The organism is Marinobacter suaedae (genome assembly GCF_030519635.1).
In the GTDB taxonomy this organism is placed as follows: Bacteria; Pseudomonadota; Gammaproteobacteria; order Pseudomonadales; family Oleiphilaceae; genus Marinobacter; species Marinobacter suaedae.
This window is the reverse complement of sequence record NZ_JAUMIS010000002.1, coordinates 109,587-135,083: the sequence shown is the minus strand read 5'-3', so window position 1 is coordinate 135,083 and position 25,497 is coordinate 109,587. Positions and strand designations below refer to the sequence as shown.

Below are 25,497 nucleotides of genomic sequence, written 5' to 3'. Positions count from 1 at the left end.
GCTCAGCCCTTGTGACGAATATGCCAGCACCGATGGATTTTCTGGTTTCGCTGGAAATCCCGATCGATGGTACTGGCACTTACCTCCTGGACTTCAAACTCGCTCTCAATCGACTCATCCAGCTTAAAGCGCCGGAAATTGTTCGAGAAGATCAGCAGCCCGTCCGCAGAAAGCCGCGCCATCGCCTGCCGCACCATGGCCCCGTGGTCCTTCTGAATATCCAGCACACCCTCCATGCGTGCAGAGTTTGAGAAAGTGGGCGGATCCATGAAGATCAGATCGAAGATCTCCCCCTGAGCCGGTTTCGCCGCAAGCCAGGCCAAACAATCAGCAGGCTCAACCCTATGCTTCCTAGTGTCCGCGCCATTCAGGGCCAGATTATCCCGCGCCCAGTTCACATAGGTTTTGGACATATCCAGACTCAGTGACCGGCTGGCGCCACCAACCACTGCGTGGACGGTAGCCGCGCCGGTATAGCAAAACAGATTGAGAAACCGTTTGCCATGGGCATGCTGCTGGATCCAGTACCGAACGGGTCGGTGATCCAGGAAAAGCCCCGTATCCAGATAATCCTTCAGGTTTACCTTGAATCGACAGCCGTGCTCATGAACCTCGAAAAACTCATCACTGGACGCCTGTTTTTCATACTGCTGGGTACCGGCTTGACGCTGGCGCTGCTTCAGGACCACGAGCTCCGGATCAGCGTCGAGAACCTCGGGAATAACCGCCATCGCTTCAGCCAGACGCTCCCGAGCCGAGCGCTCATCGATGGATTTGGGAGCGGCGTATTCCTGAACGTGCACATGCCCCTCATATAGATCAATAGCCAGCGCGTATTCCGGCATATCGGCATCGTACAGGCGGTAACAGCCGATACCCTGTTTGCGCGCCCATTGCCCGATCGCTTTCAGATTCTTCCTGAGCCGGTTACGAAACATCGAGGCCCGCTCTTCGTTGGCAATTCTTGGTGTCAGCTTGCCGGGTTCATGTGGTTCCCGCGGTGTCACCTCACTGGCCTCATCCACCGAGAACAGCAGAAGCTGCGCAGGCAGCTTGCCGTTGAACAGCCTGTACTGCTTGTAACTGCGCAGACCAATAGAACGGCCAAACTCCGGGGCGCCAGTGAAGACCCCCAGCCGCCAGCCCTGGGCCACACGCTTCACGGCATCGCCCAGTGACCGGTACAACGCCCCCAACTCATGGCGTTCGCTCAAACGCTCCCCATACGGCGGGTTAGCCAGAACGAGTCCTGTCTCAGACCAGTCACCATCCAGAGAAAGGGACTCGACAGCCCGACATTCAACATGAACAATGCCTTCGAGTCCGGCTCGCTGGATGTTTTTCCAGGCAGTGGAAATCACCCGGCTATCCATATCGAACCCCGCAATGCGGGGTATCCGCCCTTGTTTACCCTCATGGGCTCGGCGCTCGGCTTCCTGCCTCAGCTCCAGCCAGATCTCGGGCTGATGGCCAGGCCAACGCTCGAAGCCAAACCGGTCGCGCTTCCGGCCGGGCGCCATGTCCAGCGCCATCATTGCTGCCTCAATAGCGAGCGTTCCAGAACCACACATGGGATCAACGAAATCGCCGCCCTGCCCGACAATATCAGGCCATCCCGAACGCAGCAGCAGCGCTGCCGCCAGGTTCTCCTTCAAAGGCGCCAATCCCTTGTCAGTCCGATAGCCCCGCATGTGAAGGCTCTGGCCACTCAGGTCAATACCAAGGGCCAATCGCCCCCGGTTTAACCGGGCAGAAACGGTCACATCCGGCGTTTTGGGGCTGACTTCGGGCCGCTTGATGCCCGCAGCCCGGAAGGCATCCACGATGCCGTCTTTGACTCGCTGGGCGCCGAACTGGGTGTTGCGAATCGCGCTGTTCTGACCGAGAAAGGTCACCTTGAAGCTGCCATTAACCGGGATGTGCTGGCTCCAGTCGACCCCAAGGACACCGTCGTACAGCTGGTCTCCACTGCCAGCGGCAATTTCCTGAACATGCAGGATGACCCGGTTCGCGAGCCGGGACCACAGGCATGCCCTGTAGCCGGACGCCAGCGAGCCCTCGGCCCACACTCCGGCAGGTGCATTACGGGTGGGGGTCATACCAAAAGTACGGAGTTCGTCCTCCAGAAGGTATTCAACACCCTTCGGGCAGGTTACGAAAAAGACACACGTGGACAAGGCTGGCTCCCGGTCAGAAGAGGGTTCTCGTAAGTTTCTGGAATAAAGACTTTTTTGCTTAGAAGGCTGGAAAGTTTATTGCGTGAAACTATAAGAATTACGTCACATAGATTAAATAATTAGTGTACATCGGCACGACGTTGGACTTACCTTTTAGGTGACGCGTCGTTCAGGAGGAAGGTATTTTCCTCCGTTAACAGGATCCTGACTGCTCTGGCTTGTAATGACAATAAGGACTTATCCCGCAACGGGTAGCCATTGTCGCAGCCACTGCAGATGTGTACACGCTTGTTCTGTTAATCCATTAGTGAGGAACGGCATGAAAAGACAGAAAAGAGATATGTACGCACGTGCATACAAGCGGGGTTATCTCGCTGGCGTGTCAGGTAAGCCGAAAGACAGCTGCCCAAATGAACAAGCCGAAGTTCGCCAGGAATGGCTGAACGGCTGGCGAGAAGGTCGCACCGATAATTGGGAGGGTATGACCGGCGTTTCCGGCATTCACAAACTCTCCAACGTCACGTCGGCATGACGCACAGACTCTAAGCCCCGGATCTTAATCTGGTTTTTCAGTACACAAGACAAGCTAAGGCAAACGACAATCTAGTAAAGTTCTACGAATAACCGAAACGGGGCCTCCCGCCCCGTACCATGCGACGAAGCGCAACGGGGTTTATTCCCCGCACGGGCCCGCTAAGCGGGCCCATTTTATTTCTGCGCAAGCACGCCCGGATCACCTCAGGACCGGCTACCCACCACCTGCTCCTTCCGGATCGCCTCAACCGCCTCACGAATCAGTTCTGGTCCGCGGTATATAAAGCCTGTATAGATCTGAACCAGCTTCGCTCCTGCCCTGATTTTCTCCGCGGCGCTCTCGCCATCGGTAATGCCGCCAACCCCGATGATGGGCAGGCTCTCTCCAAGTTCGGCGTGCAGCGCTTGTATCACCCTCACCGACGCCTCGCGGACTGGAGCACCGCTGAGCCCGCCCGCCTCTCCGGCAAAGGGATGGCCAGTCACAGCATCCCGGGAAATAGTCGTATTGGTGGCAATCACACCGTCTAAACCGGAGTCCCTGAGGGCCTGGGCGACAAAACGAATACCTTCATCGTCCATATCCGGAGCGATCTTCACCGCCACCGGCACGTAACGTCCGTGCTTCTTTTCCTGCACACCCTGCTCGTCCTTGATGGCGTCCAGCAGATTCTTTAACGAATCGCCGAACTGAAGGTCACGCAAGCCCGGCGTGTTCGGCGAAGACACATTGACGGTGATGTAGTCCGCCGGATCATAAACCGCTGCCATCCCCTTTCGGTAATCCGATTCGGATTGGTCGTTGGGGGTATCCTTGTTCTTCCCCACATTGATACCGAGGATGCCGGCGTAGCGTCGCTGGTCGACCTGCTCTACCAGATGTTCCAGACCATCATTATTGAAACCCATGCGATTGATAATGGCCTGATGCTCTGGCAACCGGAACATTCTTGGCTTCGGGTTTCCCGGCTGGGCCAGCGGAGTGACTGTGCCTACTTCGATGAAGCCAAAGCCGAGTGCCCCCAGAGCATCCAGGTGATCTGCATTTTTATCCAGACCGGCAGCCAGCCCGACAGGATTGGGGAAATCCAGCCCCATGACGCGCACGGGCAGTGGCTCAACCTTCGCGGAAAACGGGCCGAGCAATCCCAGGCGATATAACGCATCCAGGCCGCCAAGTGCGAGATTATGAGCCTGCTCTGGAGGCAGACGAAACAGCAGGCTGCGAATCAGTCCGTACATCGAAGAAACTCCTTGCAAAATGGTGGGCGGAGTATACCGAAACTTTTCCACAGCATCGCACGGAAAAGGCGAAACGCATCTAACTTGTTATACCACGGGGGTCTCAGATGCTTTTCCACGAAATCTGTGGATAACTCTGTTGAAAAACTTGTAGCAACCTCGCCCATCCCTTGATAACTGCGCCAATCTACAAATTGATCATTTTTTGACCAGTTATTTTTATCTTTATTTTCAACGAGTTATAATTTTTTTGACAGACCATTGCCGTTAGATGAACAAAATGTTAGCCAGGCATCTTTTGGTCATATTGTGCATAAATGGTGCAGCGCCACCCTGGTTTTTGGTACAGATGCCCAAGTTTCAGCAATAAGGTTATACTGAAATTCCCGCCCCGGTTCGGAGCATTTTAAATGAACGATTTGCCTCAAGCAGATTCTGCTCGGCGAGATAACTATTCCGCCGAGGCCAGGGCTGCTTCCAAGGTCACAATCATCGGCATGATTCTTGACGCTGTGCTGGGCGTCATCAAAGTCATCGCAGGTGCCGTTTTTCACTCCCAGGCGCTGCTTGTCGACGGCATACACTCCTTTAGTGATGTTGCCTCCGACCTCGTTGTGCTGGGTGTAATGCGGGTTTCCCGACAGGAACCCGACGAGGACCACCCTTATGGTCACCAGCGAATAGAAACTCTGGGAACTCTCGTACTCGGCAGCATTCTGATCGCCGTGGGTGCAGCCCTGGCCTGGGAAAACATCCTTCGCTTGTGGCAAGGCCAGGCCGATATAATTCCCGGTTGGCCAGTACTTGCTGCGGCAGGACTCTCTGTGGTCGGAAAAGAGTGGATCTACCACTACACCCGGCGAGTGGGTATCCAGATTCGTTCAGACCTGATCATCGCTAATGCCTGGCACAGCCGGACCGATGCGTTTTCCTCCGTCATCGTTGTGGTCTCAACGCTGGGAGCAATGTTCGGTCTAGTCTGGCTGGATGTTGTAGCGGCTATCGTTATCGCCGTCATCATTATTCACATTGGCTGGAAATTTACCTGGGACAGCGTAAAGGAACTGGTTGATACCAGCATTTCGCCGGAAGACACCGAAATGCTGAAGTCCATCGCCCGCAATACCGATGGGGTCCGCAACATCCACGAATTGCGCAGCCGCAAAATGGGTCAGGATATCCTGCTTGACGTCCATCTGGTGGTGCGACCGGATATCAGCGTATCGGAAGGCCATCAGATCGGCGTTCAGGTCGCCAGTGGCATGAGAGAGGCCCTGGAGAATATTCGGGACATCAACTTCCACATTGATGCCGAAAATGATGAAGAGCTATCCCCCACGTCCGAAGAACTTCCATCACGTGGGGATATCCAACGCACGCTGGAAAAACACATCAGCGATTATCCGACCAAGACTCGCCTTCGGCTTCACTATCTCAAGAACAAGGTTCATCTGGAGCTCTTCCTGGATTCCGATGCGGACACCCTGAATGAGGCAGAAGTTCACAAAGCAATGACGGGCTATCCCTGGTTCGGGAGTGTGCGGGTATGGGTCAAAAACTCCTGATCACCTCTATTTTTCCCTCTTTTGTTCCATTCGCTGGAGGAACTCCTGCATGACCAGCGTATAAAGCTCCCCACCAAGGAACCGATCTTCGATCCCGGCATCAATGCTGGGATTATCATTTACCTCAATCACCGCCACCCGCTTTCCTGACTGTTTGATGTCCACTCCGTACAAGCCGTTACCGATGAGTCTGGTGGCCTTGAGCGCAGCCTGAATTACCTTTCTCGGAACCTCATAAGTAGGCAGGGTTTGAAAGTCGCCACTCTCGCTGCTTGATTCGCCGTACTGGTAAATCTGCCAGTGCCCTTTCACCATCATGTACTTGCAGGCATAAATCGCTCGTCCGCCCAGCACCCCGATGCGCCAGTCATAGTCGGTATAGAGGTACTCCTGAGCCAACACCAGAGCCGACTGTTTGAAAAGCGCTTTCAGGCCGGCTCTCAGCGACGCTTCGTCTTCGGCCTTGGTAACGCCTCTCGAAAACGCACCATCCGGAATCTTGATGACCACCGGAAAGCCAATCTCCTCGATCACCTGCTCCACCGCCCGCTTCTGATCCTTTGAGAGAATCAGTGTCTTAGGTGTCGGCACCTTGTTGGTTTTCAGCAAATCCGCCAGAAAAACCTTATTCGTGCACCTTAAAATGGAAACTGGATCGTCGATCACCACCAGGCCCTCCGCTTCGGCCTTTCGGGCAAATCGATAAGTGTGGTGATCAATTGCCGTGGTCTCGCGAATGAACAGACCATCGTATTCAGGCAGGCGGAGAAAATCCTTGCGGGTAATCTGTTCCACATTAATACCGAGTTTTCGGCCCGCGCGTTCAAAGCGCCTCAACGCCTCCTGATCACTAGGAGGCATTTCTTCCTCCGGATTGACCAGCACGGCCAGATCAAAGCGATACCGCTGACGGCTTCTGGGTTTACGCCAGACCATACTGCTGAACCGGTCCAGTGCGGTGGCGAACAGATCCTGCTCTTTCTCGGTCAGGTCCGCGGGCGAGGCCGGTTTCATGGAATCAATCTGCCACCCCTTTCTGTAACGGAACACCACCTCCAGAATCGGACAAGGAAATCGCTCGAACACTAGCCGGGCCACAGGCTTCAATGCCGGCTGGTCTACCTGACCGAAGAAGGTGCGAATGCGCAGTTCGCGGGTAGCCTGCCGTTCATCGGACGCCGGGTCTATTGTACAGCCGGCACGATCCAGCCAGTTGACCACACTCTCATCGAGCTCATCCAATTGCAGGGAAAACAACCCCTTTCGACTGAGATCGTTCAGTGTCATGACCGACGGCACCACGTTGTGCCCGCGGGCTTCTGCCAGCAAAGAGCAGTAATACCCGCGACTCAGGTACTTTGCGCTCTGGCACAGGTTGATGACACGAACCCTGCGGGACGCGGCCTCGGACAATTCAAGGTACTGATCAAAGGTAAGCACATCCTCGCTGGGGTAGTAAGGAGCCCAGTCTTTGGATTGGTCAACCACAATAAGTAAGCGGGACATGCAAGAGTCTCCTCCGTGAAGACACCAACGTTATTTTGCGAAACGATATTCCACACTGAGAACAACCACAACTAACTGATAATGAGTGCTTTTACGCATAACACAATGCCTTGTCTGAAAACGGATTTCACCGATAATGAGCTCAATGGAGCCCCTCAAACTGGCCTCTTACCCTACTGATTGAGCCCCGATGCCATGTCAGAACTGATGCTGCGCCCTGCCGCACTTGCCGACCTTGATTCTCTGGTTCAGCTAGAGCAACTGTGCTTTCAGGAAGACCGATTATCCCGGCGCAGTTTTCGCCGGTTTCTGGAACAGCCGCAGGACCGGCTGATCGTTGCCTTACAAGGGACGGAGCTTTTGGGCTACTGTCTGGTGTTGATGCATGCGGCCACCCGACTTGCACGCATCTATTCGATTGCTGTATCGCCCCGAGCCAGGGGTCAGGGTGCAGGCGAAGAACTGATTCGCCGAGCCGAGCAGGAAGTGGTTCGCGCAGGCCGGATCATCATGCGTTTAGAAGTGCGGGAGGATAATGTTCATGCCATCAGGTTGTACAAGCGGCTGGGATACCGGCAGTTTGGAACCTACCGGGACTATTACGAAGACCACGGCAACGCCCTGCGTTTTGAGCGCAGGATCCTGTTCTACGCGCCAGCGCCCGACGTACCAAAGGTGCCCTATTACCCCCAGACCACCGAGTTTTCCTGCGGGCCGGCGGCATTGATGATGGCGATGGCAACCCTCGACGAGCACCAGCCTCTGACAACCCTCGAAGAGCTGAGGATTTGGCGTGAGGCCACGACCATATTCATGCTGTCAGGCCATGGCGGATGCGGACCCCATGGTCTGGCACTTGCTGCCTGGCACCGGGGCTTCCATGCAAGAGCATGGATCAGCAAGGAAGGGCCGCTGTTCAAGCACACGGTCAGGAGCATAGAAAAGAAGAAGGTTCTGGAACTGGTCCACGAGGGCTTTCTGCACGACATTGGACAGACAAACATTGAGCTTCATCACGACCCACTCACCCTGACGGGTATGGAGGCTGCCCTGCAGGAAGGCTGCATTCCCATCATCCTCATCAGCACGTGGCAACTGAACCGGAGTCGAATTCCTCATTGGGTGACGGTTTGCGCCATAGATAAGCAGTTCATCTATCTGCACGATCCGGAAATCGACACCGAAAACGGAGAAACGGTAGCCGACAAACAATACCTGCCCATCGACCGCCGGGTATTCGAGAAAATGTCACGCTACGGGAGCCAGCACCCATTGCAGGCAGCGGTGATCGTCGGCCCGAAACGGGCCGACTGACTCAAGCCGTTCTGATGGCTGCCTCTTTAAGTTCGGCGATCTCGTCACGCAAGCGCGCAGCCGTCTCAAAGTCCAGATCCGAAGCCGCTTTATACATCTCATCCTCCAGCCTGGATACTTCCTTGAGCACCTCCTCCGGCGACCGGTTTCCAGCCTTGACCCGGTACTCTTCCGCTTCCTCGGCAGCCTTCTGACCCGGCCGTTCTCCCTTACGGCGGCCACGACCACCCCCTCCGGCTGCACCTTCCATGATGTCCGCGATTTTCTTATTCAGCCCCTGGGGCGTAATACCATGTTCCTTATTAAACGCCATCTGCTTGGCGCGGCGGCGCTCCGTCTCATCGATCGCCTTCTGCATGGACTTGGTGATCCTATCACCGTACAGAATCGCTTTACCGTTCACGTTCCGGGCGGCACGACCGATGGTCTGAATCAACGACCGCTCGGAACGGAGGAAACCTTCCTTGTCCGCGTCGAGAATCGCCACCAGGGACACTTCCGGCATATCCAGACCTTCCCTGAGCAAGTTGATACCGACCAACACATCGAACTCGCCCCGCCGAAGGTCGCGAATAATTTCGACCCGCTCCACGGTATCGATGTCCGAATGCAGGTACCGAACCCGAATATCGTGCTCCATCAGAAAGTCCGTCAGGTCCTCGGCCATCCGTTTGGTGAGCGTGGTCACCAGAACCCGCTCCTTTACCTCCAGGCGAGCATGGATTTCTGACAGCAAATCATCCACCTGTGTGGACGCAGGCCGAACCTCAATCTCGGGGTCCAGCAACCCGGTGGGGCGAACCACCTGTTCAACCACCTGCCCCGCGTGGTTAGCCTCATAATCCGCAGGGGTTGCTGAGACAAAGATCATTTGCGGGGCAATGCGTTCCCATTCTTCGAATCGCATCGGGCGGTTATCCAGCGCCGATGGCAATCGGAAACCATATTCGACCAGGGTTTCCTTGCGGGATCGGTCACCCTTGTACATAGCACCGATCTGGGGAATGGTGACGTGGGATTCGTCCACCACCAGCAAGGCATTAGGTGGCAAATAGTCGAACAATGTTGGCGGGGCCTCTCCCGGACGCCGACCGGACAGGTAGCGGGAGTAGTTCTCAATGCCATTGCAGTACCCCAGTTCCAGCATCATCTCCATGTCGTATCGGGTCCTCTCTTCAAGACGCTGAGCCTCTACCAGGCGGTTGTTATCCCGTAACTGTTTCAGGCGCTCTTCCAACTCAACCTTGATATGCTCAACCGCATCCAGCACGGTCTGCCGGGGTGTTACATAGTGGGACTTCGGATAAATCGTGACCCTTGGAACGCGACGAAGCACTTCCCCGGTGAGCGGATCGAAATAACTGAGGTTTTCCACCTCATCGTCGAACAGCTCTATACGGATCGCTTCTTTCTCGGATTCTGCCGGAAACACATCAATCACATCACCGCGCACTCGGTAATTGGCTCGGTGAAACTCAATGTCGTTACGGGTGTACTGCAGCTCGGCGAGACGGCGCAGGATGTAGCGCTGGTCAATCTGGTCACCCCGATCCAGGTGCAACATCATCTTCAGGTAAGACTGGGGATCCCCCAGGCCGTAGATCGAGGACACCGTCGCTACAATGATGGCGTCCGGCCGCTCCAACAAAGCCTTAGTGGCAGAGAGACGCATCTGCTCAATGTGCTCATTGATGGAGGCGTCCTTCTCGATGAACGTATCCGATGACGGCACATAGGCTTCCGGCTGGTAGTAGTCGTAGTAAGACACGAAGTACTCAACCGCATTGTTCGGGAAGAACTCCTTGAACTCGCCGTAAAGCTGCGCTGCCAGCGTCTTGTTGTGGGCCATAATGATGGTTGGACGCTGCACCTGCTCCACCACATTGGCAACCGTGAAGGTCTTGCCAGACCCAGTCACCCCCAAGAGGGTCTGATGAGCCAGGCCTGAATCAATACCATCCACCAGGCCTTCGATCGCTTTGGGCTGATCGCCGGCCGGCTGGTAGGAAGAATGGACCTTGAATACGCCTTCGCGCGTGCCGGAGGAGTCTTTTTTCGCCATCGTAATCCAACTACCTTGAGGAGAATGTGAGAGCCAGTCATTGCGCAGCTCCCTTATAGACATTTAGCGATGATAACGCTTCATGATAACATCACCGGGTTCGCTAGGCGGTCCGAGACAACCCACAACCCGAGAACAGTGGCGCACAGGCCCGTCGATCGCAACCCATCAAATGCAGCTTTAAGGAGCGCAAGTTTGGACCTTCAACTTTCCAGCCGAGTACAGGCTATCAAGCCCTCCCCCACACTCGCCGTCACCAATAAAGCAGCCGAGCTTCGCGCTGCTGGCCAGGACATTATCGGCCTTGGCGCTGGCGAGCCCGACTTCGACACCCCGGATCACATCAAGCAGGCCGCCATTGAGGCCATCCAGAATGGCCAGACCAAATACACCGCCGTTGATGGTACGCCAGCCCTGAAAAAAGCGATTATTGCGAAGTACAAACGGGACAACGGCCTGGAATACGAAGCCAACCAGATTCTGGTATCCAGTGGTGGCAAACAGAGCTTTTTCAACCTCGCCCTGGCCACCCTGAACCCGGGGGATGAAGCCATCATCCCGGCCCCCTATTGGGTATCCTACCCGGACATGGTGCTGGTTGCCGAAGGCAAGCCGGTCATCATTGAAACGACTGCGGAAACCCGCTTCAAGATCACGCCAGAGCAGCTCGAAAATGCGATCACCGAGCGCACTCGCCTGTTCGTGATCAACAGTCCGTCCAACCCCAGCGGCATGGCTTATACCCTTGAAGAACTCAAGGCTCTGGGTGAAGTGCTGAAAAAGCATCCGCGCGTCATGGTCGCTACTGACGACATGTACGAGCCCATCCTCTGGACCGGCAAGCCGTTTTGCAACATCCTGAACGCCACCCCGGAGCTGTATGACCGTACCTTTGTGCTCAACGGCGTGTCCAAGGCTTACTCGATGACTGGTTGGCGCATTGGCTATGCCGCGGGCCCTGCCAAGATCATTGGCGCCATGAAGAAAATCCAGTCCCAGAGCACATCCAATCCGTCATCCGTGTCCCAGGCGGCTGCCGCGGCTGCTCTGGATGGATCTCAGGATTGCGTCTCCGAGATGGTCAGCGCCTTCAAAGAACGGCACGACTGGCTCGTCGAAGCACTGAACGGGCTGCCCGGTGTTGAATGCCTGTACGGTGACGGAACCTTCTACGTTTTCCCGAGCTTCCAGGGTGCCATTGATGCCGACAGCAGCGTTTCCACCGACGTTGAATTCGCCGAAAAGCTGCTGACCGATGCGGGTGTGGCGATCGTTCCCGGCTCCGCATTCGGCGTTCCCGGACACATGCGCCTGAGCTTCGCCACCAGCATGGAAAACCTCCAGAAGGCGGTCGAGCGGCTGCAAAAAGCACTAGGATAAAAATTTAAGAAGAGGGGTTGACGAGGCGCTATCACCCACTTAATATACGCGCCTCGTCACACGACGACGTTCCCCGATAGCTCAGTTGGTAGAGCAACGGACTGTTAATCCGTTTGTCGCTGGTTCGAGCCCAGCTCGGGGAGCCACTATTCTGAAAGGCCGAACATTCACAGAATGCTCGGCCTTTTTCTTTTCCGACTTCCATGAAAAGAAAAGGCGACTCAGAGAGCCGCCAGTTCGCTGTAAATCGCATTCATCGCCGCCAAAGGGTCCGGCGCCTGGGTAATCGGTCGACCAATCACCAGATAGTCACTACCCGCCTGAACCGCTTCCACCGGGGTCATAACCCGTTGCTGATCACCCCGCTCCGCGGACGCCGGACGGATACCAGGAGTAACCAGCTTGAAATCCTGGCCCTGCTCAGCCTTGAGCTTCGGCGCCTCCTGGGCAGAACACACCACCCCATCAAGGCCACAGCGTCGAGTCAGGGTCGCAAGCCGAGCGACATGCGCCTCGGGCGAATCTGAAATACCAATGCCCACCAGATCATCCACCCCCATACTGGTCAAAACCGTTACTGCGATCAGGAGTGGACGTTCGCTGCCAAAGCGCTCAAGCCGCTCCCGACAGGCGGTCATCATCCGCTCACCGCCGGACGCGTGAACGTTGACCATCCACACCCCAAGATCCGCTGCGGCCTCCACAGCGGCCGACGTGGTATTGGGGATATCGTGGAACTTGAGATCAAGAAACACCTCAAAGCCCTTGTCATGCAGATTGCGAACCAACTGTGGACCCGACCTGGTAAACAACTCCTTGCCTACCTTGAGCCGACACTTGGCCGGATCCAGCTTATCAGCGAGCATCAAGGCCTGATTCTCGGACGGAAAATCCAACGCCACTACGATCTTGGGATCGGATGATTTAATCACGTTAACTACCCTGGAAACTTGAAAATTTATTCTGCTTCAACACCCTGAATGGGCCGAACCGTCTCCCACTCTTTGCAACTGGGGCAAAGCCAGTGCAACTGCTGACCGGAAAAACCACAGCTCACACATCGATAAACCGGGCGGTTCTGCAGGATAAGATGCCCTATTCGACTGACCAGACGCCCCTCATCCGTGGTCATGCCTTTTTCATACCCAGCCAGCGCAACCAAACGAAGCAGCCCCCGAACACTGGGCCGAACCTCCAGCTCCTGCCGCAGCAATTCGATTGCTGCCGGACGTCCGGAAGATCGCTCAACGGAATCGGCCAACGCCAACAAAAGACTGGTACTGGGATAGCGCTCATAGAGCTTACGCAACTTCCTGCCAAGGCGCCCCACATCACCATGCTCATTTTCCAGACGCATCAGGCGATCCACAGCCTCCGGTCCGAACTCGGGATTCTGGTCGAATATTTTCAGGCTCTGGTTGCTGGCATCGCGAAAATTGCCCTGACGTATCTGCAACTTCATCAGGATCAACGTTGCCCTCACGCAAGAGGGGTCGTACTCCAGCGCTTCTTTGCAAAGCTTCTGAACCGACCAGCGATCATCCTCTCTAAAAGCCTCATCCGCAAGCTCACAAGTGATGTAGGCCAGCGACTTGGATACCGAAGGGTCAGCCCCGGCCTTTGCGAGCGTCCGCGCGACATCCGCTGCCTTATGCCACTCTTTTTCCTGTTGATACACCTCGATCAGCTGCAATGCCGACCTCTGACCGTATTCGCGATCCCCCATCAACTCCTGCAGCAAGGCTTCGGCCCGATCAAGAAGTCCGGCGTTCAGATAATCCTTGGCCAGCTCCAGCGTCACTTGCGGGGAAAACCGGGAAGGCAGATCTGGCCGAGCCAACAGATTCTGGTGAATAAGAATAGCCCGCTCGGTCTCCCCCTTCAGGCGAAAGTGGCTTCCAATGGAAAGGTGAAGGCTGACAGTGTCCTTGTTGACCGCCAGAGATTGAACGAAGTTATCAACGGCCTGATCGGAATAATTGGTAAAAAGAAACTGAAGCCTTTCTCGTACAGAACTTTCGTCGGAAATACTCTTTCGAGACCGGGAGGCAGGGTTACTGAGCCGCGCTAACGCCCACCCTGCGGCAACGGCTGCAGTCAAGAGCAGCCACTGAAGAACTATATCCATTAAATCGTCCGGTCGTTCTGAACCTGGGATTTCTCCAGCGCCTGTTCGGCACGAGTGAGTTTTTTCTTGAGGCTACGCCGCGAAACAGACGTGCCAAGAGTGGCGAGAGACGTGAGAAGCACACCAACCAGCGCACCAATCACAAACGACATGATGATCCAGACCGCGACTCCATGTGGTGCTGTTTCAAACAGCAAGAAGTTGAGCGATACCGCCATCTGATTATTCAACGAGAACACAAGCGCCAACAGCACGAGGGCCAGAACCAACAGAATGATCAAAATTTTCCGTAATCCCGCCATAAAAAGGCACTCCTCGAAGGGCGTTCAGATCGCCCGTTTTCCCTGATTCAACAATCTAGAAACCTTTCTTCAGACTGTCGTTTACCTGTTCCCGAAGCTCTTTTCCGGGCTTGAAATGAGGCACAAACTTGGCAGGCAGCTGAACCGCCTCACCCGTCTTCGGATTACGGCCGGTACGGGCTGCCCTGTGGTGAAGGGAAAAACTACCGAACCCCCGAATTTCAATTCGTTGACCATCGGCGAGCGACTGGGACATATGCTCGATGATGGTTTTTACTGCCAACTCCACATCTTTAACGGACAACTGCGTTTGTTTCGATGCAATCAGCTCGACCAGTTCCGACTTCGTCATGAGGCGCTTCCCTCTATCTTTATTTTTCGACCGTCTTCTTACCGGGCTATTCTGACCACTAGTTTAGCCAAACCTAAAAAAAACACAAAAAAAACGGGCTCTTAGAGCCCGTTTTTTTAGCTTGCCAGACGAGGAACTCAGTCCTTGTTGGCGTTTTGCTGCTGCATCTGTTCCTTGATGAGATCACCGATGGTGGTCGCACCAGAAGCTTCCGCAGACTTACTCCGCACATTCTCAAGCGCCTGCTTGTCTTCTTCAACGTCCTTAGACTTGACAGACAGGTTGATGATGCGGTTCTTGCGATCGATGCTGATGATCTTCGCTTCAACTTCCTCGCCTTCCTTCAGCGCGTTGCGTGCGTCTTCCACACGGTCACGGCTGATTTCGGACGCCTTCAGAACAGCTTCAACTTCGTCGTTCAGAGCGATAGTTGCCGCCTTCGCGTCAACAGCAGATACAGTACCCTTCACGATGGAGCCCTTGTCGTTCAGCTGAACGAACTCAGCAAACGGATCGCTCTCGAGCTGCTTGATACCCAGGGAAATGCGCTCACGCTCCGGATCAACAGACAGGATAACGGTCTCAACTTCGTCACCCTTCTTGTACTGGCGAACGGCTTCTTCACCGGTTTCGTTCCAGCTGATGTCGGACAGGTGCACCAGACCGTCGATGCCACCGTCCAGGCCGATAAAGATACCGAAGTCAGTGATGGACTTGATCTTACCGGAGATGCGGTCGCCCTTGTTGAAGTTGCTGGAGAAATCTTCCCACGGGTTAGAAACACACTGCTTGATACCCAGAGAGATACGACGACGCTCTTCGTCGATGTCCAGAATCATCACGCCCACTTCGTCGCCAACCTGGACAACCTTGGACGGATGGATGTTCTTGTTGGTCCAATCCATTTCGGATACGTGAACCAGACCCTCAACACCTTCTTCCAGCTCAGCAAAGCAGCCGTAGTCGGTCAGGTTGGTAACACGAGCCGTGACCTTGCTACCTTCTGGGTAGCGGCCCTTGATATCAACCCAAGGATCTTCGCCCAGTTGCTTCAGCCCCAGGGATACACGGTTACGCTCACGGTCGAACTTCAGAACCTTAACGTTAATTTCATCACCAACGTTAACGATTTCGCTCGGATGCTTGATGCGCTTCCAGGCCATGTCAGTGATGTGCAGCAGGCCGTCAACACCGCCCAAATCTACGAATGCACCGTAGTCGGTCAGGTTCTTGACGATACCCTTGATTTCCAGACCTTCGGTCAGGGTTTCGAGCAGAGCTTCGCGTTCAGCACTGTTCTCAGCTTCCAGAACGGCACGGCGGGAAACAACGACGTTGTTACGCTTCTGGTCGAGCTTGATAACCTTGAATTCGAGCTCTTTGTTTTCCAGGTGCGCAGTGTCGCGAACCGGACGAACGTCAACCAGAGAGCCCGGCAGGAAGGCACGGATACCGGACAGATCGACGGTGAAACCACCCTTGACCTTGCCGTTGATGATACCCTTAACCACTTCCTCTGCTTCGAAGGACTTCTCAAGCACCTTCCAGGCTTCGGCACGCTTCGCCTTTTCACGGGATAGACGGGTTTCACCGAAACCGTCTTCTACCGCGTCCAGAGCTACGTCAACCAGGTCGCCGATAGCAACTTCCAACTCGCCTTTTTCGTTACGGAACTGGGAGGCGGGGATAACGCCTTCGGACTTCAGTCCGGCGTTAACGGTGACCCAGTCGTTATCAACATCAACCACGGTTCCTTGGACGATGGAACCTGGTTGCATATCGATTTCTTTCAGGCTTTCTTCAAAAAGATCCGCAAAGCTCTCGCTCATTATCTGTCCTATGCAATCAACGCAAGTGTATCCGTGATACCAGCAACACGGTCTGTTAATACTGTCCGGATGCAGCCAGTGGCTGGCCGTTAACGCCGCATCCGGCATTTCAACAACAAAAAGGTGCGGTCAGGCCTGGCCTGCAGCGACCATGCACCTCCCTAACACCTCCTCAATACTCAAACCTGTAGAGTCAATGACTTGCGCATCATCTGCCGGTTTGAGAGGGGCCGCGGAACGGTTCATATCCCGATCGTCGCGCGCCTTTATCTCCTTTAAAAGGGCGTCAATGGTAACACCGGCGGTAGTGTCCTTCAACTGAAGATAACGCCGTCGGGCGCGTTCCTCGGCACTGGCGGTCAGAAAAATTTTGACCGGAGCATCCGGGAACACAACAGTGCCCATGTCCCGACCGTCAGCGACCAGTCCGGGGGCCTCCCGAAAGTCTCGCTGCCGTTGCAATAGCGCATCCCGCACTGGCTGCATGACCGCCACCTTTGAGGCATTATTGCCGCAGGTTTCGGTCCGGATTTCAGAGGTGACGTCCTCACCGGCGAGCATCACCCTTGCCGGCTCACCAGGGGGCGTGGGCTCGAACGCAACATCCAGTGACGCCGCCACTTGAACCAACGCTGCCTCGTCATCAAGGGAAACGCCCTGCCGCGCTGCCGCCAGAGCAGTCAGACGATAGAGTGCGCCGCTATCAAGCAAGTGATAGCCCAGCCGCTTGGCAAGCATCTGAGTCACTGTACCCTTACCGGCCCCACCCGGGCCGTCCACAGTGATAACCGGCACTGGATTGTCGCTCATGATCAAGCTCCTTCGGCAGCGATCTGGATACCACAATTTTGGGCTAGTTCAACAAAGCCCGGGAACGACGTGGCAACATTGGCACAATCCCTTACTTCGATCTCTCCCTCCGCGCGCAAGGACGCAACCGCAAAGGACATGGCAATACGGTGGTCTCCATGGCTATTCACCACACCGCCAGCAATGGTCTGCCCGCCATCAATGACAATACCATCGGCGGTAACGGTGGTTTTCACGCCCACCGCCTCGAGTCCATCAGCCATGACCTGAATGCGATCACTTTCTTTTACCCTCAGCTCCTCAGCGCCACGGAGTACCGTCCGCCCTTTTGCACACGCAGCTGCGATAAACAGCACCGGGAACTCATCAATGGCCAGAGGCACCTGATCCTCCGGAATATCAATACCTTTGAGCTCCGCCGAGCGAACCCGGATATCGGCTACCGGCTCACCGCCAATCTCCCGCTCATTAAAGATATCGATGTCCGCACCCATGAGCTTCAGGATGTTGATCACCCCGGTGCGCGTGGGGTTAATCCCTACATGGCGAAGAACAAGCTCCGATTCAGGAGCGATACTGGCAGCGACGAGGAAGAAGGCGGCCGAGGATATATCGGCGGGCACATCGATATTGGTCGCAGACAATTCGCCGCCACCGCTCACACTCGCCGTCGGGCCATCCCGGTATACGTGATAACCAAAACCGGACAACATCCGCTCGGTATGATCCCGGGTTGGGGCGGGTTCGGTGACTGACGTGCTGCCGTCGGCATAGAGACCAGCCAGCAGCAGGCAGGATTTTACCTGGGCGCTGGCCATGGGCATTTCATAGTGAATCCCGGTGAGCTTTTGACCGCCTTTGATCCGCATAGGCGGACGACCGCCCCCTTCGGTATCGATCACGGCCCCCATGGCCCGCAGTGGATCGGCTACACGCCCCATTGGGCGCTTGGACAGACTTGCGTCACCGGTGAGCTCGGAATTGAAAGACTGAGCAGCCATCAGCCCCGCAAACAGGCGCATAGCAGTGCCGGAATTACCAAGATACAGCGGGCCGCGAGGAGCCTGCAGCCCCTTCATGCCAACACCATGGATGCGCACAAAGCCATTATCCGGCCCTTCAATGGTGACGCCCATATCCCGGAACGCCTGAAGAGTGGCCAGACTGTCTTCGCCCTCGAGAAACCCGGTCACTTCAGTCACGCCCTCGGCGAGAGCACCCAGCATTATGGAGCGATGGGACATGGATTTATCGCCCGGAACCCGAAATTCTCCGGATACAGCGCCTCCTGGCTGGAGACGGAAGGTTACCTGTTTGTCGCTGTGGTTTGTCACGAAAGCCTGTCCTGAAAGTATCTTGGAAAAATGTTCCCGCGCCGCCTTGGCGCGACTAAAAACTCGCAACAGCTTGGCGCTATCCTGATCCGCAATGGCCGATCTGAGCTGATCAAGGTCGTGGGTGAAATGATCAATCACCCGCAGTACCGCCTCTCGATTGGATAGAAAGATATCGTGCCACATCACCGGGTCGCTTGCGGCGATACGGGTAAAATCCCGAAACCCTCCGGCAGCATAACGAAAGATATCCATATTTTCGTCTTCACCCGCCAGGGTATCGACCAGTGAAAACGCAATAAGATGGGGCAAGTGACTGGTCGCCGCCAGAACTTCATCGTGGTATCTGGGCGACATGGTCAGCACATTCGCGCCACAGCCCTCCCAAAGCGACCTCAAACTTGACAACGCCTGAGGATCCGCATCGTCTCCCGGCGTCAGAATAACCTTGTGATTGTTGAAGAGATCGGGGTTAGCCGCACGGATGCCACTCTTTTCTGAACCGGCAATGGGGTGCCCCGGAATGACAGATGGCGACACCGAACCAAAAACCGCTTTTACGTCTTCCACAAAGCTGGTTTTGGTGCTCCCTACATCCGAAAGCACGACCGCATCATCCAGCCAGGGCTTGATCTCCTGAAGAACCGCTCGCGTCGCTCGAACGGGTACCGCCAACACTACAAGGTCACTGCCTTTTACCGCTTGTTCAAGCGAGTCAGCGGCTTCATCGATCACCCCCAGGGATTCGCCCAGAGACAGTTCATCAGGCCGTTTGTCGTAGCCGACCACTGAACCGGCCAGCCCGCGACGTCGAACCGCACAGGCCAGTGAACCGCCAATCAGGCCGAGACCAATCACGGCGACACGATTGAATACAGGCGGCTGGGCAGACATGTCAGCCTCCTTGCCGGATCTTGTTCAGGGAATGTTCAAGCGCCTCGACGAAGCGATCGTTCTCTTCAGACAAACCGACTGACACCCGCAGATGGCAAGGCATCCCATAACCAGCGACCGGCCGAACAATTACACCTTGCGCAAGCAGCGACTGAAACACTTCCTGAGACTGCTCTCCCACGTCCACGGCAATGAAGTTTCCAACAGAGGGAATGTACTCAAGGCCAAGACGTTCGAATGCCGCCTCCAGTTGCCTCAGGCCTGCTTCATTTACCTTACGGGAACGCTGCAGGTAGGCTTCGTCCTCCAGAACCGCAGTAGCCGCCGCCAATGCAATCGAATCCACATTGAAAGGCTGGCGGACCCGATTGAGGACATCCGTTATTTCCGGAGAGCAAATGCTGTAGCCCACGCGCAGGGCTGCCAACCCCCAGGCCTTTGAGAAAGTCCGGCAGACAATCAGGTTCGGATAACGCGGCAGCAACTGGATTCCATCGGGATACTCATTGCCCAAGAGGTATTCGCAGTAGGCCTCATCCAAAACCACAATCACGTTGGCTGGTACCCGATCCAAAAACGCCTCGATCGCCGCCCTGCCCTGTACCGTTCCGGTCGGGTTGTTGGGGTTGGCGACAAAAATCAAACGGGTGCGGTCGGTGATCGCATTGGCCATGGCATCGAGGTCATGCCCCCACTCCAGAGCCGGGACGCACACACCTTTTGCGCCAACAGCCTGGGTGACCAGCGGATAAACCGCAAAAGCATACTGTGAGAAAATGACTTCGTCATCGGCATCTGCAAAACAACGTGCGATGATTTCCAGTACATCGTTCGAGCCATTACCCAGGGTAATCTGATCGGCTTTGACCCCGAGCCGGACGGAAAGGGCTTGTTTTAAATCAAAGCCATTACCATCCGGGTAGAGACACAGATCAGACAACGCTTTCTGCGCCGCTGCCAGAGCCCTGTCACTGGGACCCAGAGGATTTTCGTTACTGGCGAGTTTTACGATGCTTGCCGGATCAAGCCCGAACTCTCGAGCCAGCTCGTCAATGGGCTTGCCCGGCTGATAGGGCGATAACGATTGCACACCCTCGACGGCCAGACGCTGGTAATCAATGGCCATAGCCTTTCATCCTTTTCGGCTCAAAGCACGCCGACCGGGTACGACCCCAGCCGCTTGAGTTCAACAGCTTCCTCGTCCACTTCAGCAAGCACCTTCTTAACCTGCTCGTCGTCCATGTGCCCCTCGAAATCGATGTAGAACACATAGGCCCAGGTGCCACTGGGCGAAGGCCGTGTTTCGATCCGGGTCAGGCTGATACCGTGACGATGGAAGGGCTCCAGCAGCTGATAAAGGGCGCCCGGCTTGTTGCGCATGGATACCAGAATCGAGGATTTATCATGCCCGCTGGCCGGGACTTCCTCGCGCCCGACGATCAGGAATCGGGTGGTGTTATCTGGCCGGTCTTCAATGCTGTTTGCCAGCAACTCAAGGCCGTAAAGTTCGGCCGCCATGTCGCCGGCAATCGCCGCGGTGCCCGGCTCTTCGGCTGCCCGACGTGCTGCTTCGGCGTTACTGGAAACGGTCACCCGCTCGATACCGTATCGATGGGTATCCAGCCACTGGCGACACTGGGCGAAAGACTGCTGATGGGAGTAGATCCGGGTGATTTCCTGATCCTTATGCTTCGGCGACACCAGCAAATGATGGTGAATACGAAGCTGAACCTCGCCACAGATTTTCAGAGGCGACGACATGAACATATCGAGGGTGTGATTGATCATGCCTTCGGTGGAGTTCTCCACAGGTACCACACCATAGTGCGCAGATCCCGATTCGACTTCCCGGAACACTGCATCGATGGCCGGCAGCGGGACGCTGATCACCGAATGGCCGAAATGCTTGAGCGCGGCGGCCTGGGTGAAGGTTCCAACGGGCCCCAGGAAAGCAATGTGCATGGGCTTTTCAAGCGCCAGACACGCCGACATAATCTCCCGGAAGAGTCGCGCCATTTCTTCGGACGACAAAGGCCCCGGATTCTCCTCCTTGATGCGCCTCAGTACCTGGGCTTCACGCTCCGGACGGTAAAAGAACACATCCTGCTCGGGATTCGAGTCCATTTTCACATGGGCGACTTCCTGGGCGCAGCGTGCACGGGCACTGATCAGATCCATGATCTGCTGATCCAGACTGTCGATTTCTTCCCGCAACTGCCCCAAACGGGTTTGTTCGTCCGTCATGATCACCCACGCTCCTTCGCAAATTCAGTCATGTAATCGATCAATGCGTCAACACCAGCCTCCGGCATGGCGTTATAGATACTGGCACGCATACCACCGACAGAGCGATGCCCCTTGAGATTAAGCAGACCACGGGCGTCCGCCCCTTTAAGGAATTCACCATTAAGGGACTCGTCCGCAAGCGTGAACGGCACATTCATCCAGGAACGGAAACGCGGCTTGATAGGGTTCGCATAAAAGTCATTGCCATCAATGAAGCCGTAGAGCTTCTTTGCCTTGCGCTCATTGACTGCCGCCATGGCGGTGACGCCACCCTGTGCCTTCAACCACTGGAACACCAGTCCGGCCAGATACCAGGAGTAGGTGGCCGGGGTGTTGTACATGGAACCGTTATCCGCGATGACCTGATAATTCATCATGGTCGGGGTATTGCTGCGGGCCTTGCCCAGCAGGTCCTTCCGAATCGCCACGACTACGAGGCCAGACGGTCCGATGTTCTTCTGAGCACCGGCATAAACCAGACCAAACTTCGAAAAATCCATCGGCCGGGAAAGAATGGTGGACGACATATCCGCCACCAGCGGTACCGAACCGCTATCCGGAATGAAGTCATATTCCAAACCACCAATGGTTTCGTTCGGCGTGTAATGCAGGTAGGCGGCATCGGCGCGGGTCTGCCACGAGGCCTGGTCGGGAATTTCGCTGAAACCAGAGGTTTCTGCGCTGGCAGCCACGTTCACGTCGCCGTAACGTTTCGCTTCAGCAATCGCTTTCTTCGACCAGATCCCGGTATTCACGTAATCAGCACTACCGCCTTCCGGCAGCAGATTGAGGGGGATGGTGGCGAACTGACTGGACGCCCCACCCTGCATAAAAAGGACTGCGTAATCATCGCTGACACCGGCGAGCTCGCGAAAATCCCGCTCGGCAGTTTCTGCAATCTGCACAAACTCGTCGCTGCGGTGGCTCATCTCCATCACGGACATGCCCGTACCGCGCCAGTCCAGCATTTCCTCACGCGCCTGGTTCAGCACCGCCTCCGGCAGTGTGGCCGGACCAGCACAAAAGTTATACGCCCTGCTCATAGTCCTTTTATCTCTCACTACTCACTGATGTTGTATCAGTGCCGGTTTATTCCTCGCCGGCAGCTTCTTCCGAGTCATTGTCACCGGCAGCATCCAGCGCCAGATCTTCCGGGTCTTCATCGTCCGATTCAGCGATGCGCTCAACCCCAACCAGGCGTTCATCTTCCTGGCTTAGCTTGATCAGGCGAACGCCCTGGGTGTTCCGGCTCAGTACCGAGATTTCGTCTGAGCGGGTCCGTACCAGGGTGCCCGTATCAGAGATGAGCATCATCTGGTCACCGTCGAACAGCTGGAGGGCGCGAACCAGGTTACCGTTCCGCTCAGAGCACTGCATGGCAATAACGCCCTGGCTGCCACGGCTGTAGGTCGGGAACTCATCAATGGATGTGCGCTTGCCATAGCCGTTTTCACTGGCCGTCAGAATCACGCCGCCGTCTTCCGGAATAATCAGGGACACCACTTCGTGCCCTTCCGGCATACGGATGCCGCGAACGCCACGTGCGGTCCGGCTCATCGGACGAACCGCGTCCTCGTTAAAGCGCACGGCCTTACCAGCACTGGAGAACAGCATGACTTCCGCATCGCCGTTGGTGATGGCGGTGCCGATCAGGGTGTCGCCGTCGTCCAGAGAAAGCGCAATCAGGCCACTGCTGCGAGGACGGGAGAAATTAGGCAGCGGTGTCTTTTTGACCACACCTTTGGACGTCGCCATCAGCACAAACTGGTCTTCCGGGTAATCCCGTACCGGCAGGAAGGTGGTAATACGCTCACCCTCGTCCAACGGCAGGATATTCACCATGGGACGACCACGGGATGCCCGGCTGGCCCGGGGAATCTCAAACACCCGCAACCAGTAAACCTTGCCGCGGTCGGAGAAGCACAAAATGGTATCGTGGGAGTTGGCGACCAGCAGTTTTTCAATGAAGTCTTCGTCCTTCATGGACGTTGCCGCCTTGCCTCGACCACCACGACGCTGGGCCTGGTAATCCTCAACAGCCTGAGTTTTGGCGTAACCACCGTGAGAAATGGTTACCACCAGATCTTCTTCATCAATCAGATCGGCAATAGTCAGGTCACGACGGGAGCTGGTGATTTCGGTACGACGCTCGTCGCCGTAGTCATTCACCACTTCATTCAGTTCGTCGCGAATCACCTGGAGCAGACGCTCCGGGTTGCTCAGGATATCCAGCAGATCGGCGATTTTCTCCAGGATGTCCTTGTACTCGTTCTGCAGCTTCTCGGTCTCAAGACCGGTCAGGCGATGCAGACGCAGGTCCAGAATGGCCTGAGCCTGTTCTGGAGAAAGATGGTAAAGGTTGTTGTGCAGGCCGTAGATTTCCGGCAGATCGTCCGGACGACAGGCATCTTCGCCCGCACGTTCCAGCATGGCCATCACATCACCCGGGGCCCAGCCCTTGGCCATCAGCTTTTCCTTGGCTTCCGCGGCAGACGGTGAGGCCTTGATCAGCTCGATGATCTCGTCGATGTTAGCCAGCGCGACAGTCAGACCTTCCAGGATGTGGCCGCGTTCGCGGGCCTTGCGCAGCTCAAAGATGGTCCGGCGGGTCACCACTTCGCGGCGGTGGCGCAGGAAGGCTTCCAGCAGCTCTTTCAGGTTGAGGGTCTTGGGTTCGCCGTTAATCAGCGCAACCGTGTTGATACCAAAAACGGTTTCAAGCTGGGTCTGGGCGAACAGGTTGTTGACCACAACCTCCGGGTTTTCGCCTCGACGCAGCTCGATAACCACGCGGATACCTTCTTTGTTCGACTCATCCCGAAGTTCGGAGATGCCCTCAATCTTCTTGTCCTTCACCAGCTCGGCGATCTTTTCGATCAGGCGAGCCTTGTTCAGCTGGTACGGCAGCTCGGTGATGATGATGGATTCGCGGCCAGTCTTCTTGTCCTGCTCGATTTCGTGGCGGGCACGGATGTAAATGCGCCCACGACCGGTGCGGTAAGCCTCGACGATGCCTGCACGACCATTGATGATGCCCTGGGTCGGGAAATCCGGCCCCGGAATATATTCCATCAGGTCATCGACGCCCAGATCCGGATCATCAATCAGTGCCAGACAGCCGTTCACTACTTCGGTGAGGTTATGCGGCGGAATATTGGTCGCCATACCAACCGCGATACCGGAGGAACCGTTTACCAGAAGGTTGGGAATGCGAGTTGGAAGAACCTCGGGAATCTGCTCGGTGCCGTCGTAGTTGTCTACGAAGTCGACCGTTTCCTTTTCCAGATCGGCCAGCAGCGAATGGGCCATCTTTTCCATCCGCACCTCGGTGTAACGCATCGCTGCCGCGTTATCACCGTCGATGGAACCAAAGTTACCCTGGCCGTCGACCAGCGGATAGCGCAGGGAAAACGGTTGCGCCATACGGACGATGGTGTCGTAGACCGCAGAGTCACCATGCGGGTGGTATTTACCGATAACGTCACCCACCACACGGGCGGACTTCTTGTAGGGCTTGTTCCAGTCATTGTTCAGCTCGGACATGGCGAACAGCACCCGCCGGTGGACCGGCTTCAGTCCGTCTCGCACGTCGGGCAGTGCCCGGCCCACGATGACGCTCATGGCGTAATCGAGGTAGGACTGTTTAAGCTCGTCTTCAATATTTACCGGCAGGATCTCTTTGGCTAATTCACCCATCGAGAAAGGTTCCTCTGCATTATCTGAAATGTCGTGTCAGGGCCGTTGGGTCGGCCCCCTAGTTATTCTTTGATCAAGCGCCCGAG

19 protein-coding genes and 1 tRNA gene are annotated in these 25,497 nt (G+C 55.8%); 5 read left to right on the top strand and 15 right to left on the bottom strand.

The window, feature by feature from the left end; genetic code table 11:
- Positions 1-2 precede the first annotated feature (2 nt).
- Positions 3-2,177: a bifunctional 23S rRNA (guanine(2069)-N(7))-methyltransferase RlmK/23S rRNA (guanine(2445)-N(2))-methyltransferase RlmL gene (gene rlmKL, locus QVZ43_RS09435; protein ID WP_302909738.1), complete on the bottom strand. Its 2,175-nt coding sequence runs from the start codon at positions 2,175-2,177 to the stop codon at positions 3-5.
- 319 nt (positions 2,178-2,496) lie between these two features.
- Here rlmKL and rmf point away from each other — a divergent pair, with 319 nt between their 5' ends.
- On the top strand, positions 2,497-2,709 hold the full coding sequence (gene rmf / locus QVZ43_RS09430) for a ribosome modulation factor (protein ID WP_223795484.1): 213 nt from the start codon (positions 2,497-2,499) through the stop codon (positions 2,707-2,709).
- Positions 2,710-2,915: 206 nt separating this feature from the next.
- Here the strand turns inward: rmf and QVZ43_RS09425 are convergent, their stop codons facing one another.
- On the bottom strand, positions 2,916-3,953 hold the full coding sequence (locus QVZ43_RS09425) for a quinone-dependent dihydroorotate dehydrogenase (protein ID WP_302909737.1): 1,038 nt from the start codon (positions 3,951-3,953) through the stop codon (positions 2,916-2,918).
- 410 nt (positions 3,954-4,363) lie between these two features.
- Between QVZ43_RS09425 and QVZ43_RS09420 the strand changes: the two genes are divergently transcribed.
- Positions 4,364-5,518, top strand: a complete 1,155-nt coding sequence (locus tag QVZ43_RS09420) for a cation diffusion facilitator family transporter (RefSeq protein WP_302909736.1) — start codon at positions 4,364-4,366, stop codon at positions 5,516-5,518.
- Positions 5,519-5,524: 6 nt separating this feature from the next.
- Here QVZ43_RS09420 and QVZ43_RS09415 read toward each other — a convergent pair whose 3' ends face one another.
- A complete protein-coding gene (locus tag QVZ43_RS09415; protein WP_302909735.1) occupies positions 5,525-7,024 on the bottom strand; it encodes a RimK family protein in 1,500 nt (499 codons plus the stop codon).
- Between the two features lie 195 nt (positions 7,025-7,219).
- Here QVZ43_RS09415 and rimI point away from each other — a divergent pair, with 195 nt between their 5' ends.
- Positions 7,220-8,338 carry a ribosomal protein S18-alanine N-acetyltransferase gene (rimI, locus tag QVZ43_RS09410; RefSeq protein ID WP_302909734.1) on the top strand — a complete coding sequence of 373 codons (1,119 nt, stop codon included), beginning with the start codon at positions 7,220-7,222 and terminating at the stop codon, positions 8,336-8,338.
- A 1-nt stretch (position 8,339) separates the two neighbouring features.
- On the opposite strand, the gene uvrB is transcribed toward rimI, so the two are convergent.
- Positions 8,340-10,400 (bottom strand): excinuclease ABC subunit UvrB, encoded by a 2,061-nt coding sequence (gene uvrB / locus QVZ43_RS09405; protein WP_302909733.1) that lies wholly within the window; start codon positions 10,398-10,400, stop codon positions 8,340-8,342.
- A gap of 195 nt (positions 10,401-10,595) precedes the next feature.
- On the opposite strand from uvrB, the gene QVZ43_RS09400 reads away from it, so the two are divergent.
- Both QVZ43_RS09400 and QVZ43_RS09395 read left to right on the top strand, forming a co-directional pair.
- The gene (locus QVZ43_RS09400) at positions 10,596-11,780 is read left to right on the top strand and encodes a pyridoxal phosphate-dependent aminotransferase (RefSeq protein ID WP_302909732.1); all 1,185 of its coding nucleotides are present in this window, start codon (positions 10,596-10,598) and stop codon (positions 11,778-11,780) included.
- 70 nt (positions 11,781-11,850) lie between these two features.
- Positions 11,851-11,926 (top strand) — tRNA-Asn (locus tag QVZ43_RS09395).
- A gap of 75 nt (positions 11,927-12,001) precedes the next feature.
- On the opposite strand, the gene pyrF is transcribed toward QVZ43_RS09395, so the two are convergent.
- The 11 genes from pyrF to gyrA form a co-directional block, all read right to left on the bottom strand.
- Positions 12,002-12,709 carry an orotidine-5'-phosphate decarboxylase gene (gene pyrF, locus QVZ43_RS09390; protein WP_420890924.1) on the bottom strand — a complete coding sequence of 236 codons (708 nt, stop codon included), beginning with the start codon at positions 12,707-12,709 and terminating at the stop codon, positions 12,002-12,004.
- A gap of 29 nt (positions 12,710-12,738) precedes the next feature.
- Complete coding sequence (gene lapB / locus QVZ43_RS09385; protein ID WP_302909730.1) at positions 12,739-13,908, bottom strand: lipopolysaccharide assembly protein LapB; 1,170 nt, start codon at positions 13,906-13,908, stop codon at positions 12,739-12,741.
- Positions 13,908-14,210, bottom strand: coding sequence for a LapA family protein (locus QVZ43_RS09380; RefSeq protein ID WP_223795475.1), 303 nt, complete (start codon positions 14,208-14,210; stop codon positions 13,908-13,910). Before QVZ43_RS09380 ends, lapB begins: the two co-directional genes overlap by 1 nt.
- A gap of 55 nt (positions 14,211-14,265) precedes the next feature.
- Positions 14,266-14,562 (bottom strand): integration host factor subunit beta, encoded by a 297-nt coding sequence (locus tag QVZ43_RS09375; RefSeq protein ID WP_007154691.1) that lies wholly within the window; start codon positions 14,560-14,562, stop codon positions 14,266-14,268.
- A gap of 137 nt (positions 14,563-14,699) precedes the next feature.
- Positions 14,700-16,391, bottom strand: coding sequence for a 30S ribosomal protein S1 (gene rpsA / locus QVZ43_RS09370; protein WP_223795474.1), 1,692 nt, complete (start codon positions 16,389-16,391; stop codon positions 14,700-14,702).
- A gap of 129 nt (positions 16,392-16,520) precedes the next feature.
- Positions 16,521-17,201 (bottom strand): (d)CMP kinase, encoded by a 681-nt coding sequence (cmk, locus tag QVZ43_RS09365; RefSeq protein WP_302909729.1) that lies wholly within the window; start codon positions 17,199-17,201, stop codon positions 16,521-16,523.
- Positions 17,202-17,203: 2 nt separating this feature from the next.
- A complete protein-coding gene (locus tag QVZ43_RS09360) occupies positions 17,204-19,429 on the bottom strand; it encodes a bifunctional prephenate dehydrogenase/3-phosphoshikimate 1-carboxyvinyltransferase (protein ID WP_302909728.1) in 2,226 nt (741 codons plus the stop codon).
- A 1-nt stretch (position 19,430) separates the two neighbouring features.
- Positions 19,431-20,555 carry a histidinol-phosphate transaminase gene (hisC, locus tag QVZ43_RS09355; protein ID WP_302909727.1) on the bottom strand — a complete coding sequence of 375 codons (1,125 nt, stop codon included), beginning with the start codon at positions 20,553-20,555 and terminating at the stop codon, positions 19,431-19,433.
- A gap of 20 nt (positions 20,556-20,575) precedes the next feature.
- The gene (pheA, locus tag QVZ43_RS09350) at positions 20,576-21,673 is read right to left on the bottom strand and encodes a prephenate dehydratase (protein ID WP_302909726.1); all 1,098 of its coding nucleotides are present in this window, start codon (positions 21,671-21,673) and stop codon (positions 20,576-20,578) included.
- A gap of 2 nt (positions 21,674-21,675) precedes the next feature.
- A complete protein-coding gene (gene serC / locus QVZ43_RS09345) occupies positions 21,676-22,758 on the bottom strand; it encodes a 3-phosphoserine/phosphohydroxythreonine transaminase (protein ID WP_302909725.1) in 1,083 nt (360 codons plus the stop codon).
- Positions 22,759-22,804: 46 nt separating this feature from the next.
- Complete coding sequence (gene gyrA / locus QVZ43_RS09340) at positions 22,805-25,411, bottom strand: DNA gyrase subunit A (RefSeq protein WP_302909724.1); 2,607 nt, start codon at positions 25,409-25,411, stop codon at positions 22,805-22,807.
- Positions 25,412-25,497 lie beyond the last annotated feature (86 nt).

Coding starts and splice junctions, on each gene's coding strand:
- cmk (WP_302909729.1), bottom strand. CDS start 17,201: ATGAGCGACAATCCAGTGCCGGTTATCACTGTGGACGGCCCGGGTGGG.
- QVZ43_RS09380 (WP_223795475.1), bottom strand. CDS start 14,210: ATGGCGGGATTACGGAAAATTTTGATCATTCTGTTGGTTCTGGCCCTC.
- pheA (WP_302909726.1), bottom strand. CDS start 21,673: ATGACGGACGAACAAACCCGTTTGGGGCAGTTGCGGGAAGAAATCGAC.
- QVZ43_RS09425 (WP_302909737.1), bottom strand. CDS start 3,953: ATGTACGGACTGATTCGCAGCCTGCTGTTTCGTCTGCCTCCAGAGCAG.
- QVZ43_RS09420 (WP_302909736.1), top strand. CDS start 4,364: ATGAACGATTTGCCTCAAGCAGATTCTGCTCGGCGAGATAACTATTCC.
- hisC (WP_302909727.1), bottom strand. CDS start 20,555: ATGGCCATTGATTACCAGCGTCTGGCCGTCGAGGGTGTGCAATCGTTA.
- rmf (WP_223795484.1), top strand. CDS start 2,497: ATGAAAAGACAGAAAAGAGATATGTACGCACGTGCATACAAGCGGGGT.
- rpsA (WP_223795474.1), bottom strand. CDS start 16,391: ATGAGCGAGAGCTTTGCGGATCTTTTTGAAGAAAGCCTGAAAGAAATC.
- QVZ43_RS09375 (WP_007154691.1), bottom strand. CDS start 14,562: ATGACGAAGTCGGAACTGGTCGAGCTGATTGCATCGAAACAAACGCAG.
- gyrA (WP_302909724.1), bottom strand. CDS start 25,411: ATGGGTGAATTAGCCAAAGAGATCCTGCCGGTAAATATTGAAGACGAG.
- QVZ43_RS09360 (WP_302909728.1), bottom strand. CDS start 19,429: ATGTCTGCCCAGCCGCCTGTATTCAATCGTGTCGCCGTGATTGGTCTC.
- lapB (WP_302909730.1), bottom strand. CDS start 13,908: ATGGATATAGTTCTTCAGTGGCTGCTCTTGACTGCAGCCGTTGCCGCA.
- rimI (WP_302909734.1), top strand. CDS start 7,220: ATGTCAGAACTGATGCTGCGCCCTGCCGCACTTGCCGACCTTGATTCT.
- serC (WP_302909725.1), bottom strand. CDS start 22,758: ATGAGCAGGGCGTATAACTTTTGTGCTGGTCCGGCCACACTGCCGGAG.
- QVZ43_RS09415 (WP_302909735.1), bottom strand. CDS start 7,024: ATGTCCCGCTTACTTATTGTGGTTGACCAATCCAAAGACTGGGCTCCT.
- uvrB (WP_302909733.1), bottom strand. CDS start 10,400: ATGGCGAAAAAAGACTCCTCCGGCACGCGCGAAGGCGTATTCAAGGTC.